Annotated in this window: 18 protein-coding genes; 3 read left to right on the top strand and 15 right to left on the bottom strand. The window is 58.8% G+C overall.

Translation table 11 applies throughout. From position 1 onward, the window contains the following. Positions 1-257: 257 nt before the first annotated feature. From IPM54_37125 to IPM54_37095, 7 genes are all read right to left on the bottom strand, one after another. On the bottom strand, positions 258-992 hold the full coding sequence (locus tag IPM54_37125; GenBank protein MBK9265396.1) for a hypothetical protein: 735 nt from the start codon (positions 990-992) through the stop codon (positions 258-260). 9 nt (positions 993-1001) lie between these two features. Continuing rightward, positions 1002-1268, bottom strand: a complete 267-nt coding sequence (locus IPM54_37120) for a hypothetical protein (protein ID MBK9265395.1) — start codon at positions 1266-1268, stop codon at positions 1002-1004. A gap of 61 nt (positions 1269-1329) precedes the next feature. Beyond that, the gene (locus IPM54_37115) at positions 1330-1881 is read right to left on the bottom strand and encodes a hypothetical protein (protein MBK9265394.1); all 552 of its coding nucleotides are present in this window, start codon (positions 1879-1881) and stop codon (positions 1330-1332) included. Further along, a complete protein-coding gene (locus tag IPM54_37110) occupies positions 1878-3083 on the bottom strand; it encodes an AHH domain-containing protein (GenBank protein ID MBK9265393.1) in 1206 nt (401 codons plus the stop codon). The genes IPM54_37115 and IPM54_37110 overlap by 4 nt, the downstream gene beginning before the upstream one ends. Before the next feature lie 145 nt (positions 3084-3228). Then, positions 3229-3963, bottom strand: a complete 735-nt coding sequence (locus IPM54_37105; GenBank protein MBK9265392.1) for a hypothetical protein — start codon at positions 3961-3963, stop codon at positions 3229-3231. Between the two features lie 154 nt (positions 3964-4117). Beyond that, complete coding sequence (locus IPM54_37100) at positions 4118-4348, bottom strand: hypothetical protein (protein ID MBK9265391.1); 231 nt, start codon at positions 4346-4348, stop codon at positions 4118-4120. A 32-nt stretch (positions 4349-4380) separates the two neighbouring features. Then, positions 4381-5475, bottom strand: coding sequence for a sigma-70 family RNA polymerase sigma factor (locus IPM54_37095; GenBank protein MBK9265390.1), 1095 nt, complete (start codon positions 5473-5475; stop codon positions 4381-4383). 129 nt (positions 5476-5604) lie between these two features. Between IPM54_37095 and IPM54_37090 the strand changes: the two genes are divergently transcribed. Together IPM54_37090 and IPM54_37085 are read left to right on the top strand one after the other, a co-directional pair. After that, on the top strand, positions 5605-5970 hold the full coding sequence (locus IPM54_37090; protein ID MBK9265389.1) for a hypothetical protein: 366 nt from the start codon (positions 5605-5607) through the stop codon (positions 5968-5970). A 121-nt stretch (positions 5971-6091) separates the two neighbouring features. Then, a complete protein-coding gene (locus IPM54_37085) occupies positions 6092-6562 on the top strand; it encodes a hypothetical protein (protein ID MBK9265388.1) in 471 nt (156 codons plus the stop codon). 118 nt (positions 6563-6680) lie between these two features. On the opposite strand, the gene IPM54_37080 is transcribed toward IPM54_37085, so the two are convergent. The 6 genes from IPM54_37080 to IPM54_37055 all read right to left on the bottom strand — a co-directional run bounded on the left by IPM54_37080 (position 6681) and on the right by IPM54_37055 (position 9527). Further along, entirely contained in the window at positions 6681-7109 is a 429-nt protein-coding gene (locus IPM54_37080) for a hypothetical protein (protein MBK9265387.1), read from the bottom strand. Positions 7110-7307: 198 nt separating this feature from the next. Further along, the gene (locus IPM54_37075; protein ID MBK9265386.1) at positions 7308-7586 is read right to left on the bottom strand and encodes a hypothetical protein; all 279 of its coding nucleotides are present in this window, start codon (positions 7584-7586) and stop codon (positions 7308-7310) included. A 36-nt stretch (positions 7587-7622) separates the two neighbouring features. Beyond that, positions 7623-8384 carry a hypothetical protein gene (locus IPM54_37070; protein MBK9265385.1) on the bottom strand — a complete coding sequence of 254 codons (762 nt, stop codon included), beginning with the start codon at positions 8382-8384 and terminating at the stop codon, positions 7623-7625. 29 nt (positions 8385-8413) lie between these two features. Then, positions 8414-8692 carry a hypothetical protein gene (locus IPM54_37065; protein MBK9265384.1) on the bottom strand — a complete coding sequence of 93 codons (279 nt, stop codon included), beginning with the start codon at positions 8690-8692 and terminating at the stop codon, positions 8414-8416. A gap of 39 nt (positions 8693-8731) precedes the next feature. Further along, positions 8732-8992 carry a hypothetical protein gene (locus tag IPM54_37060; protein MBK9265383.1) on the bottom strand — a complete coding sequence of 87 codons (261 nt, stop codon included), beginning with the start codon at positions 8990-8992 and terminating at the stop codon, positions 8732-8734. Positions 8993-9353: 361 nt separating this feature from the next. Further along, on the bottom strand, positions 9354-9527 hold the full coding sequence (locus tag IPM54_37055) for a hypothetical protein (protein MBK9265382.1): 174 nt from the start codon (positions 9525-9527) through the stop codon (positions 9354-9356). Between the two features lie 53 nt (positions 9528-9580). Here IPM54_37055 and IPM54_37050 point away from each other — a divergent pair, with 53 nt between their 5' ends. Next, the gene (locus tag IPM54_37050) at positions 9581-9787 is read left to right on the top strand and encodes a hypothetical protein (GenBank protein ID MBK9265381.1); all 207 of its coding nucleotides are present in this window, start codon (positions 9581-9583) and stop codon (positions 9785-9787) included. A 34-nt stretch (positions 9788-9821) separates the two neighbouring features. Here the strand turns inward: IPM54_37050 and IPM54_37045 are convergent, their stop codons facing one another. After that, a complete protein-coding gene (locus IPM54_37045; protein ID MBK9265380.1) occupies positions 9822-11567 on the bottom strand; it encodes a restriction endonuclease subunit S in 1746 nt (581 codons plus the stop codon). Further along, positions 11564-13006: an SAM-dependent DNA methyltransferase gene (locus IPM54_37040; GenBank protein MBK9265379.1), complete on the bottom strand. Its 1443-nt coding sequence runs from the start codon at positions 13004-13006 to the stop codon at positions 11564-11566. Before IPM54_37040 ends, IPM54_37045 begins: the two co-directional genes overlap by 4 nt. Positions 13007-13015 lie beyond the last annotated feature (9 nt).

Here is a 13015-nt window from a genome sequence, read left to right as displayed (position 1 = left end):
ATATGACAGGTTCGTCATGGTAAAACACATGCGCAAAAGCCTTGGAAACAAGGTCAAGTGGAATGTTTGGCGGGGCGGACGATTCGTGTCACTGGCGCACGTGTTCAGGTTGGCGCGGTCAAGTCGATGGGGTGTCTCGGGAGGTCGGGCGGGGTGGGAAGGTTTGCCCCTGCAAACCTGGTTGATCAAGTTTGATCAGTACCCGTGGGGGAGCATCGTGACCATGCCGAAGGCCGATCGTTCGGATGTGGGGATGGTCAACCCGGCGGTTGTTCGGTAGGCGGCGTGGGGGCTTTTTTCCCGGCCAATGCATCGGCGCGCATGCCAGCCAATTCATCGAAGTAACCAAACACATTCCGGTCCAAGTCTGCGGGCAGCGCTTTGTTCAAGGCCATTTCATCCGCGAGCGCTCCGCGGAAACGCCCGAGGACGGCCAAGGTGCTCGTCCGAAGCTTGCTTGCTTCACGTCGCGCACCCGTGTCCGCATCGGCGCGTTCGCCCAGCAATTTTGCAATATCCTTGCCGCTCGCGACAAAACCCGCGCACCAATCATGGAGCGACAATCCACCCGCAATGGGAATCGCTTTCAGGTCTGCTTCGAGGTTCGTCAATGAAACTTCGTTGTCCATTGCGGCGTGAGCTTCATTGACGTAGCTTGCTTGCAAGACGTCGAGCTGCGGAACGAAGGCCGCGCGCACTCGAGCAACCGCGGCGAGCAGGTCTGCCGGGGCGTCGGGCCAGCGCTGATAAGCTTCCGTGATATGCCAAAGGGCGGTGCCGAATCCATCATGTCGCTTGTCCACACTGGTCAATTCATCGGCGAATGGTTTGCCGCCCGTGAACGCCGTGGGCAATGCGTCGATCAGGGTTTTCTTGTCGAGCAACACGGGCTCGTACATTTTGCCTGCGTTCGATGTGACGAGCGCCACATGGCGGTTGGCGAAAAGGTCGGCCAGGGCGACCTTGAGCGCTGCAAGACTGAGGTATCGCATGGGGTGACGTTACACGAAGTCGGAAACAATGTGCAAGATGTTGTGTACGTTTCGGGAGTCGAGCGTGCCGCCGAGGTTCGCGTCAGCCTGCGATGGCGACCGGAGTACATTCAAAGTTAGATGGTTCGTCAAGTCGACGCCCACCGTGGACACGTCAACCTCGAGCACGTTGCCGTATTCGTCGAAGTCAACGAAGTCCACCGTCGTATCGCGCAGCATCGTGGCTTTTTCCGATTGCACGATATCGGCGACCCACAATTCGAACGACCCAGACACGTGGTTGCCTTGCATGCGGCGTGTGCGTCGTGAGTCAATGATTGGTGTATTGGTTTGGAGCTCAAACGGTGTCGTTGGACGACCACAACTTGATGAACTCGGTCCCCTTTAGCTTGGCCGCTTTGACGCGCTCGACGAAGCGGTCGCTGTAGTAGTCGCCGCGGTCCATTGGCATTTTGAAGATGTCAATCTCTCGTATCGCGGACTCGATGAACACATATTTGCGGATCCAGAGCGTACTCGTTCCAGGGATCTGCTCGTAGGTCGATCGCTCCCTATCGAATGCATCGATGACGAATCGCGGGTTGAACACGAACAGCTCGACACCATCTTCGGTAGCAAGGGGGAGCACTTCGCCGTGCGTTTCGAGGATGTCGCGAAGAGCATCGACAGCCGAAGGACGCAAGATGAGGACATCATGGTCATAAGGCAGGTCCGCGGCTTTGAAAGCTTCGCGCCGTGATGGTCGACAACGCCGTACGAGGATCGGCTTCCAGTCCTGCTTCCTCGGTGGGCCATAGAGATCGCGAAGCACCTCGTCATCATCGTAGCCATTCACGGTGTTGATCATCTCGTACCCCTTGGCGCCCAGCCTATGAAAAACAGCGGTCATGGCATGATTCCTTTTTCGAGCTGTCCCGCGATGAAGCGCAGCGTTTGAATCGCATCGCCTTTGGTCTTCGCCCTCTGTAGCAGTCTCTCTACAGCCCTATAATACGCGTCCGTATGCACCTTCGAGTGGACCGCCTTTCCAAGCGGGTTCGGCGATTTGGAATGGCCAGGCAGAAACACCCCATTGACCGCATCGTCGACCTTGATATCAAACTTTTGCAGAATCTCAAGCGCCTTCTTCGCCTTGTCGGCACCGTGCGCAACGATGTGATGGGCAAACTCGCCAGCCAGTCTCTTCATGCCCGCTATTTCCATGTTACGCCCGAGCGCCCGCGCCGAACCCGTCGCGACCGCTTTGGCGACAGCACGCGGCGCAGTCTTGAGAAAAACCCCTGCACCGAGCCCACCGACGGCGCCTGGAAGGAAAATGGGCATTCGGCGCAGACCGATCAACGAAATCCGAATTCCGCGCGTCACGGCCACTTCGAGGAGCGGTAAACCTGCCATGATCGCAGATTCCACAATGGCAATCGCAAACTCGATCATCATCACGCGATGCCAAACCTCGTCGGCCCCCTCGCCATAACCCGTGTTGAATCCGCGCCACGCCGCTCCCGCAAGCCACGAATCGTCGTACAAAGGCGGCGCCTCGAGTTTGTCGAGGTCCTTGGCGCATCTCATGAACTCCGCTTCGAGCGTGTCCGGATCGATATCATTCCAGCCCGCAAGGGCATTCACCGGCTGACGCGCGAGCTCCTCGGTGATCCGCTCGCACGTCGCCAACACGAACCCGACGCGGTGCCCGAAATCCTTGGCGATGCGGTGTGCGATTTTCCATTCCTGGTCTTGCAGAAGCCGCGTCGCGTTCTGCGGGCATGCCGGTTGATTGATGCCCAAACCCTGTTTCGAGGGGAATAGCTCAAACTGCCCCAAATAAGCCTTGTGCCCACGTCCGCTCCGCGGCGTTGCCGGTTGCAGAGGATTGCGTTCGCAAAAGAAACCCGGCGGCGGCAAACAATACGGCGCACCGGACTTGCCGCCGCTCGTGTCGCATGTATTGACGGGAGGTTCTCGAGGCAGCGTCGACGAACACGCGGGCGTCGATACCGCCAAGAAGAGCCCCAGAATCAGCAAGACCAGGTGCGTGCGTCGCGCTGCACACCAAAGAAAGAAGCCGCGCAAGAACAGCATCATCGTTCGCATGGTGGATTCTTTCTCCGAAGCATTGAGGGACTTCAAGATACCGCTCGGCCGTCGGCATAATGCCGAACACCCAGGTGCCCGAACGCTCGGGCATGGGGGAGCATCTCGATTGTGCGCAATGCCGATCGTTCGGATGTGGGGATGGTCAACCCGGCGGTTGTTCGGTCGGCGGCGCGGGCGCCTTTTTCCCGGCCAATGCATCGGCGCGCATGCCGGCCAATTCATCGAAGTAACCGAATACGCTCCGGTCCAAGTCTGCGGGCAGCGCTTTGTTCAAAGCCATTTCATCCGCGAGCGCCCCGCGGAAACGCCCGAGGACGGCCAAGGTGCTCGTCCGAAGCTTGCTCGCTTCACGTCGCGCACCCGTGTCCGCATCGGCGCGTTCGCCCAGCAATTTTGCAATATCCTTGCCGCTCGTGACAAAACCCGCGCACCAATCATGGAGCGACAATCCACCCGCAATGGGAATCGCTTTCAGGTCTGCTTCGAGCTTTTCCAATGAAACTTCGTTATCCATCGCGGCATGAGCTTCATTGACGTAGCTTGCTTGCAAGACGTCGAGCTGCGGAACGAAGGCCGCGCGCACTCGAGCAACCGCGGCGAGCAGGTCTGCCGGAGCGTCGGGCCAGCATTGATAAGCTTCCGTGATATGCCAAAGGGCGGCACCGAATCCATCATGTCGCTTGTCCACACCGGTCAATTCATCGGCGAAAGGTTTGCCGCCGGTGAACGGCGTGGGCAATGCGTCGATCAGGGTTTTCTTGTCGAGCAACACGGGCTCGTACATTTTGCCTGCGTTCGATGTGACGAGCGCCACGTGGCGGTTGGCGAAAAGGTCGGCCAGGGCGACCTTGAGCGCTGCAAGGCTGAGATATCGCATGCGGGTGACGTTACACGAAGTCGGAAACAATGCGCAAAATGTCGTGTACGTTTCGGGAGCCGATGGTCGTCGGCATCGAGTGAGCCGTCCTGGTTCGAGTTACCGCTCGATGCCCACGGGGGTACGGTGCAGTCAAGCGTGTGGCAAGGTTGTGTTACGACGCAGAAGGTGCTTTATTGGCGTGGGGAGGTGCAAGTGACCAAGTGATGAAGACGCCCATGCTCGTCGCGAGGCCCGGATTCATCCTCCTTAGCAGCTCGTCGCACAAAGCCATGAGCTGATCGACCTTCGTCACGATGCGCGCGTCGCCGTCGACGCCCGTGTCTTTGCGCATGATGTCCTGGATGGTCTTGATCGTCGTGCCAATCGCGATGGGGCGCGACAAAACCAACCCGTTTTTCGGGCGCAACCCGATGCTCACTGGCAGCCGCGGCGCGCCGGGCGCATGCCCATACTTGCGCACCACTCTGCCTTCGTGGGGCAGTCGTTGCCGCGGGCTCTCTCGCGGTCACACGACATGTCGTACGGATCCATCCCGCCTGGATCGTAGTCATCCGGTTCTTGGGGCGGAGGCGCATGTTGTTCGGCTCCGCCACAGCCGAGCTCGGTCATGGCGGAGGCCATGAGAAAACCAAAGGGAACAACAGTAGCTTGGAGACAAAGGGCGATCTTGGTCGACTTCATGGTGAAAGCAGACCACTGCGCGCCGGGTTCGTCAAGGCCAATCCGTTTTTCGGGCGCAACCTCCTCGGGCAACGACGGCACGGTGGAAGCCGTGCTGTTTGTCTCGGATGAAGCTGACGGGGCCGACACCAGTGCGTCTTGACGTACCATTGTAGCCATCGCGCTTCCGGGGACGATGACGCCACAGGCCACGGTCACGGTGATCGCGCACGCCGTGTGCGTCGCATGCGGAAGCAGATGCGACACGTGCCGAGCCAAACGAGCACCTTGGGCGCGGGCGTTTTTCGTGACGAGCGCGACGACGCTCACGACGATCGATTGCATGGCGACGCGCAGCAGGCGCAGCACGCGGTCGAGGCGCGATTTCGCCGTCGACCAGGGCAGGTTCCGTTCGTTGGCGATCTTCTGGATGGTCTTCTCATCGACGTAGTGCGCCTCGAGCAGCGCTTCGTCTTCCGGATCGAGCTGCAAACGCGCCTTTTGCAACAGTTCGAGGGCCAGAAAGTCCTTCATTGGTTCCGACGTGCCGAGTCCTTCAGCACACGTGTCGTCGGAAGGCTCGTCGCTCTCGCGCCGTCGCTGTTCGGCGTTGCGAGTGGTCATGGCCGCAAATTTGGCCAATGTTGCCATCCACGCGACGAACCGATTCCAGTCTTTGATGCGCTGCTCGACCGAATTCGGTTTACTTAGTGCCGTGACGAACGCATCCTGCAGCGCATCGTCATGAAGGTGCACCGGACAACCCTCTTTGCGAATCATGGCCCGCATCGCGTTGATCAGCTCTTCGGCGCGAGCCTTCGACAACCCCAATGCGGACGCGGATGCCATGGCGGATTCGTTCGATGGCTTCTGAGGTTCGGGCGCATCTTGGGGCGGAGGGGTCGAGGGCGGGCGGCTCATGATATGCTAGGACACGAGCCTATCGAAATCACGAAACCATGGCGCACATTTTTCTTGATGCTTGGCCTGGTTGGGGTTTTGCCGGCTCGTACGGCGTTCGCCCACGACGCACCCGCCATCGCCCCGGCGCGGCTGGAGTTCGATGCGAGCCAAGCGCCAAAGCTTTGCAACGACCGCGCGACGTTTCGCACGCTGCTCGACAACTGGGTGGCTGTCAATGTGTGGTCACCCGATGCGGATCGCCGGTTGGTCGTACGCATCCGTCGTGCTCCGACGGGTGAAAAGCTGGGCGAGGTGGCACTCGTGGATGCTGCTGGAGCCACCATTGCAGAGCATCATGAGCGCTATGGCGCCAGAGAGGAATGTTACAAAGTGCTCTACGAGTCGGCGAGTGCCGCGGCGAAGCTCCTCGGCGCCTTCTGAAAAACCCCCGCCGCCCGAACCTTGGCCCCAGTGTCCCCCTCTTCCGCCTCCTCCGGAACCCGCGCCTTCCCCAGCATGCCCGCCGTGTCCGAAGTGCCCCGTCTCCACGCCACCCCCAGCCGTGCGTCGCTTTGACTTCGGTCTCGGCGCATTGCTCGGCATGGGTGCGAGGCCGGCGCAATGGCTCGGTCCGCTCCTTTCGCTTGGAATCGTCCCATGGCTTCGCGTGCCACACCTGCGCATGGAAATCGATGTCGCCTATGCATTGCCTATGTCGGATGCATCCCGCAGCAATATGATTCCGCTATTCGGCTCGCTTTGTTATGTACCGTCGGCATTGCGTCTGTGCACCGGCGTCGTCACGACGTTTTTCCTGAGTGAACCTGGAAACGATGCAATGCACACGACGCTCGCGGCAAGTATGCGCCTCGGCGCGGAATTCGAGATTGCCGGTCCGGCATCGATTCGAATCGACGGGTTTGCGCTCGTGCCCTTGGGGGAACGCTCGTTTGGTTCGGAATTGTCGACGCGCGATGCGCAAGACGCGTTGATGGCGGGCACTTCGGTCACAGGGGTGTGGTCGTTTGAATGAGGGCAGGTCGTGCGCAGGGCGAGGTGCACAACGTGCCGAACAGCCAGGTGCGCGAATGCTCGGCCGTGGGGGAGCATCGTGACCATGCCGAGAGCCGATCGTTCGGGTATGGGGATGGTCAACCTAGCGGTTGCGCGATGGCCACCGGCGTCCATTCGAACGTTTTCACGCCGGCGTCGCGGAAGATGTTCATCACTTTGGGGGTGACGAGGACGAGGGGATTCGGCCGCTTTTCACCTCGTTGCTTCTCTTTGTCTTCGGGCCAGAAGTCGCCGAACCATTCCCATGTCAGGTTGAAGTCCTTCATCCCGACCAGATCCTCTTCGCGATAGGGCATCGGGGGCCTTCTCATGCGTCCGCCTCGTCGACAAACCTTGCAGAGATACTGCTCGTCTTCGGCCGTGAGCTCCCCACGCATGGGCGGCATCGTGTGTTCGATGAGGATTTGGTCTCTGGCCACGCTGGTCCATTTGTCGTTTTTCAATCGAGCTCGAACGTCGCCAAACGAGATTCCCGTGACGCCGGCGTCTTTCAGCTTCTTGACCATCCCGCCGTCGACGAGGATGTGAGCCCTATGTGATCCGATCGCGCGATGTTTTCGGATTCTAGGTAGGTAATATGCGTCAACGTAGAGCGCCGAGGTCTGTCGTGCACCCGTGCCGCAATTCGAGCATGCATCGGCCATGTCGTACTTGGTGCCATGCCTGCAGCCCCGCAGAGGCGAAATTACGTTGGGATCCGAGTGTCATCCGCAACAGCCGTGCGTTTGGAGGTCTTCTATGGAGTAATCTATGAACGAGTAAGTCTCTACATTGAGACCATGCTTGTTGAGCAGATCCATGACGATTGTAACGCGTGGATCATCTTCATCGAGTTTCACCCATGCGGAGCTCATACGTTTGCCAAGCACGACACCATCAACGACGTTCGCAACATCCGACCCACACCCGGCAGGTCCCAGGATGGTTGCAACGCCGTCAGGAAGTCGTGACCCATCGAAAGAAATGCTGATCCTCGTTTTCATCGCTCTCTCGTTCGACTTAGGTGATTGCCTCGTCGCTCATTTGAAGTATGGCTTTATCGCATCCAGCCAACTCGGGTAACCTGCGTATACCTCTTCGTATACCTTCCAGAGATCGCTTGGTGACAGCTCTGCCCCTTTGCCCTCGCGCCTCAGTCCGTCGAGCACCTTTGCTCGCGCTTGGTTCAGCTTGTTCGTAATCGCCTTGTGTTCCGCTTCCGAGAGGACGATGGCCGGGATATCATCGATCGCCTTCATGTCCATGCCGAAGATATCTTCCGCCATATCCACTTCCAGAGCATGATGTGCCTGGAACTTCCCTTCCCATCCCTTGGTGAAGATCTTCGCCCGCGAGTACGGCAAAATCACACCCGCCTCCCGAAGCGATGGCGCCATGGCTTTGCCAAATGACTCGAGGGCATCGAATGCCTTGTCGTCGCCGCGTTTCAACGCGTCTATCGCGTCCTTGACGGCTTCCTTCTTGGGCTCCTCCGCCAACTTCTCCGCGATTTCCCTTGACAAGACCTTCGGATCCAAGATGCCGGCTACCTTCTTTTGGCTGAGCGCCCTCGTGACCGTCTCGATGAACTCCTTACCCGACTTGAACGGGATCCCGATAATCGCGAACGTACCCGCGGCCGCTTGAAGCAGCAACAAATCCGGCCCGCCAGCGTTTTTCCCGGACGGGATCCCGTACCGCGAACCGTTCGGATCCTTCAGCGAACCCGACGTGTCGCCCGACGCCAGCGCGCCAGCGATCGCCAGGTTGCGCGCGAGCACTTCCACGAAGTTCAGCGGCAACTGGTTGGCAGCTTCGTGGCCGTCGGAAACTAGCGCGTACCGTCGCAGTGATCGAATGAATATTTATGCTGCATGTCACAGAGATAATCTTGATCGCGGCAGCAACCGATACATACAGGACTTGCTTCGCGCTTGGCACACTTGCTGAAACAGTCGAGCGCCTGCACGGTGCATTCTTCACGCGCGGGCGGAGCACCGCCATCGACGTCGTCAAAGCGGTTCTTGCCTTTTTCGCGCGGCCTACAACCAGGAATCAAGACCACAACGAAGGTTACTAGGAGGAAAATCCTGGCTGTCTTCATCTGCATGTTCCGAGTGTGCAGAGTATTCTACACGTTGGTGCCTCGCTAGTCGAGATTCTGGCACGCGTAAAACGCATAGTCTTCGCCGCGATCGCACAACCTGCCGTTCATGAAGCAGCAGCGCGGACATTCCTTGAGTGCGTCCGCCTTGTGACAGTCGTTATTGCAAGCACTTACTTTGAGCGTGCAGCTTTCTTTTTCTTCGGGGCGTGCTTCCGAAGCATCGGGGTCATTGGTACAGCCCGCGGTTCCCCAGATCGAGATGCCGAGCATCAGAGCAAAGCGATACGAACGTATTCGATTCATTTGTCGACCTCCAACAACGCATCCTATCCGGTTGTATCACCGCCAGCAATAATTGAGTCGATAAAATGGGAGCCCCATCGGCACCCGTCACCGTGATCGTTTCCGGCGCGCCGTCGACGCATTGTGGAGCGAGCGTAGACGTCCCGTCGCGCTGTTCCACGCCCATAGATTCACGCCCTCGGGGACATCGAGCGGTTTGTCGCAAATATACACGACGTCCGCGCGGGGATTGCTCCATTGAAGGTCGCCCATTGTGAGGCAACCGGCGCTGCATAGCAGCAGCAATGCGCATACGAATTGCAAGAACGGTGGCAGGTGGTGCTTCGGCATACTGCGAGGGCAACACCATGGGCCGGGGGTGTCAACGTTTTCGCAGATGATGTGGAAGTGCGATCTGCTCGATCACGCGTGACGCAATTCCATCGAAGGCCGAACGCTCGGCCGTCGGCACAATGCCGAACAGCTCGTTGCCCGACCGCTCGGCCGTCGGCACAATGCCGAACAGCTCGTTGCCCGAACGCTCGGGCGTCGTCACAATGCCGAACAGCTCGAAGGCCGAGCCGTCGCGTATCGGGCATCTTCGCCATCATGCCGATGCGCGAACGCTCGGTCGTCGTCACGATGCCGAACAGCTCGAAGGCCGAGCCGTCGCACATGGGGGAGCATCTCGATGATGCCGAGAGCCGATCGTTCGGATGTGGGGATGATCAACCCGGGGGTTGTGCGGTCGGCGGGGCGGGGGCTTTTTTCCCGGCCAATGCATCGGCGCGCATGCCGGCCAATTCATCGAAGTAACCGAATACGCTTTTGGCTCGGTTCGGCCTGCCCTTTACGCCATCAGCTCCGAAACCAGCGCATCCGCCACTTTGCGCGACGTCTCCTCCGCTTGCCGCAGTTTGGTCTCGAGCTCGTCACACAAAGCCATGAGCTGATCGACCTTCTCCACGATACGCTTTTGCTCGGGGAGGGGTGGGAGGGGGATCGGAGTCTGCTCGATTAATCCGACGTTCAGCGTCGGTTGCGCAAGTGTACGCGTAGTTGATTTAAAATAGGTTTGCACCGATTCCTCGCGCAATACGAGGAGTAGGTAGTCACGCTCAAGCTCCGGAATGGGTTTTATGCGGGCAACGGCTCTGGCTATGTTTGCGCCTGCCCAACTCGCAGGAACGATTCCAAGTTTGCCGATGCTGCCCACAACGCACAGAAGAATCTCCCCGCCAGCAAGCCGCGTTCTGGCATATGACTTCTCGATATCAGGTGAAATGGTTTTGCTCGGCCGCGGCGGATGATTGGAAGTATATAAGTCTTGGGCACGGACGAATGGCACTCCATCTGCAACATCATTCCCGGGTACAAGAACGCCGTAGGAAATCGTATTTCGCGGGTCAACAAGATTAGCCAATTGCTCGACGCACCACGACAAAGGCAGGTCTTCACGCTCTCGTAGTCCCGTCGAATCGCCTGTACTCTTTTTGCGTGCACCTCTCGTTCCTCTTACGTCCGTTCGTTTTTCAATCGCCCGATCGATGCGGACTCGCGCGTTTTCATCCCTCGGATCCTGCCGCACCAGCTTCCCCCGAACGGCCAGCGAGAGCACCACCTCCCGCACCTTCTTCACATCCTCCATGCGCGACACGAGCCCGTCGAAATTCCCCACCACCCGCCGAAAGCTCTCGGCCAATTCCTCCGGCCCCTCGGCATTCGCGAGCGCATCGAGCGCTGCTTTCGTCAGCCGCGCCCCCGTCTCCCGCTCCTTCGCCTGCCGAGCCTCCAATTCGTCGCAAAGCTTCATCAGCTCGTCCACCTTCGCCACGATGCGCTTTTGCTCGGGGAGGGGTGGGACCGGCACGGCGACGGCGGACAGCTGCTGTTGATTGACTTTCGGCATTGCGACGCGATTGTCTTCGCTAACAACCTGGCGCAAGAAAACTTGCGATAACATAAAGATGTGCAGGTACCGCCGCTCCATGGTAGTCGCAATTGGATACATGTCGGCACTGCATAGGCCATCGAAGTCAACGATTACAACCTTTGAAAGGTTTGGGCGAATTTTTGAGTATAGAATTTGCCCTGCGAAAAAATGATGCTTGTTGCTTATAACCTTGTCTTCAGCAATCGTGCGAAACGGCAAGAGCCGTCCCGTGCCTTTCTCAATGTTATCGGGAGCGATATGTGGCTTGTTCGGGAATTGTAGCGGATCGACCAAACGAGATTCAATTGATGCGACGTCAATAAACTGAGCCCATTTCCACAACTTTGGTATTTGAGGGAGGCCGTCGTTGAACGCATCACCTGCTGAATGGTTCGAGATAGTATCGTGGTCGCAATCAACCGGACTCATAGCGCCTGTATGCACAAGCTTGCCCGTAACCGCCAACTCCAGCACCACCTCCCTCAGCTTCTTCACGCCCCCCGGCGCCTCGGCCAGCACCTCGAAATTCGCCAGCAACCGCTCCGCCTGCGGCGTCAGCCCATGCGATACCACTTCATGGTTCTTCGCCCCCACCACCGGCGCAGGCCCTGTCGCCGCAGCCGCATCGAAAAACGCAAGCTGCTCCTTCTTCTTCCGCTTCATCGCGCCGCCCCCTCGAGCGCCGCGCGCAATTCGTCCCGCAACCTGTCCCGCACCTCGGCTACCTGCGCACGAAGCGACCGATATTCCAATAAAAGCGCCTCCGCATCCCCAGGACCATCCTCCACCGCACGCGGATTCTTCATGTCGAGGTTGTAATTGCGCGCCTCCAGGTCCTCGATCGATACCCGCCACGCCCGATCCGTTTCCTTGCGATCGTTCCACCACGCCCGCTCGGGACCGAATTCATCAATCCGCATCGGCTTCGTCTTCGAATAACTCTTCACCCCCGCCGGATACGGATGCTCGTAATACCATACCTCGCGCGTCGGCTTGCCCTTCGTGAAAAACAAGAGATTCGTCTTGATGCTCGTGTACGGCGCAAAGACCCCCTTCGGCAATCGCACGATCGTGTGCAAATCACACTCCCGCAAAAGCCGCTCCTTGAGGCGCGTCTTCACGCCCTCGCCAAACAATGTCCCGTCCGGAAGCACCAGCGCCGCGCGCCCGCCGTCCTTCAAGAGCACCGTCAGCAAATACAAAAACAAATCCGCCGTCTCACGCGTCCGAAATGCCGCCGGAAACGAATTCTCGATCCCGTCTTCCTCGATGCCCCCGAACGGCGGATTCGTCAGGATCACATCCACCAAATCCGATTTTTTGTAGTCGGCCACCGCCCGCGCCAGCGCATTCGTGTGCCGTATCTGCGTCGGCGCATCGATTTGATGCAAAATCATGTTCGTCATGCACAAGAGATGCGGCAGCGGCTTTTTCTCGATCCCCCGAATCGATGCCTGAATCGTCTGCTCGTCCGCGTCGGTCTTCTTGTATTTGTCCCGCAAATGCTCGATGGTGCACGCCAAAAACCCGCCCGTCCCACACGCCGGATCCAGCACCGTTTCCCCGAGCCGCGGATCGACCCGCTCCACCATGAACGCCGTCACCGCGCGCGGCGTGTAATATTCTCCGGCATTGCCCGCGCTGCGCAGATCGCTCAGGATCTGTTCGTAAATCCCCCCAATTTCATGCCGATCCGCCGAACGATTGAAGTCGATGTCGTTCAGCTTGTTGATCACCTGCCGCAGCAAGGTGCCGTTCTTCATGTAATTGTAGGCATCTTCGAAGACGCTGCGAATCACCAGGACGAGCGGCTCGTGGCCCCGCAAATCCTTCAGCTCGGGAAAAAGCTTGTTGTTGACGAAGTCGAGCAGCGTATCGCCCGTCATGCCTTCGGCATCGCCCGCCCACGCTTGCCAGCGCAAATGATCCGGAATCGGCGATCGATACCGCTTGCGCAACGTTTCTTTTTCAGTTTCCCGATCGTCGAGGATCTTCAGGAACAGCATCCAGACGAGCTGCCCGATGCGCTGTGCGTCGCCATCGACGCCGGTGTCCTTGCGCATGATGTCCTGGATGGTCTTGATCGTCGTGCCAATCGCCATGGGGCGCCT

This window comes from Polyangiaceae bacterium, from assembly GCA_016715885.1.
Classification (GTDB): Bacteria; Myxococcota_A; Polyangia; order Polyangiales; family Polyangiaceae; genus Polyangium.
The sequence above is the reverse complement of the archived record's forward strand: the minus strand, read 5'-3'. Positions and strand labels throughout refer to the sequence as shown.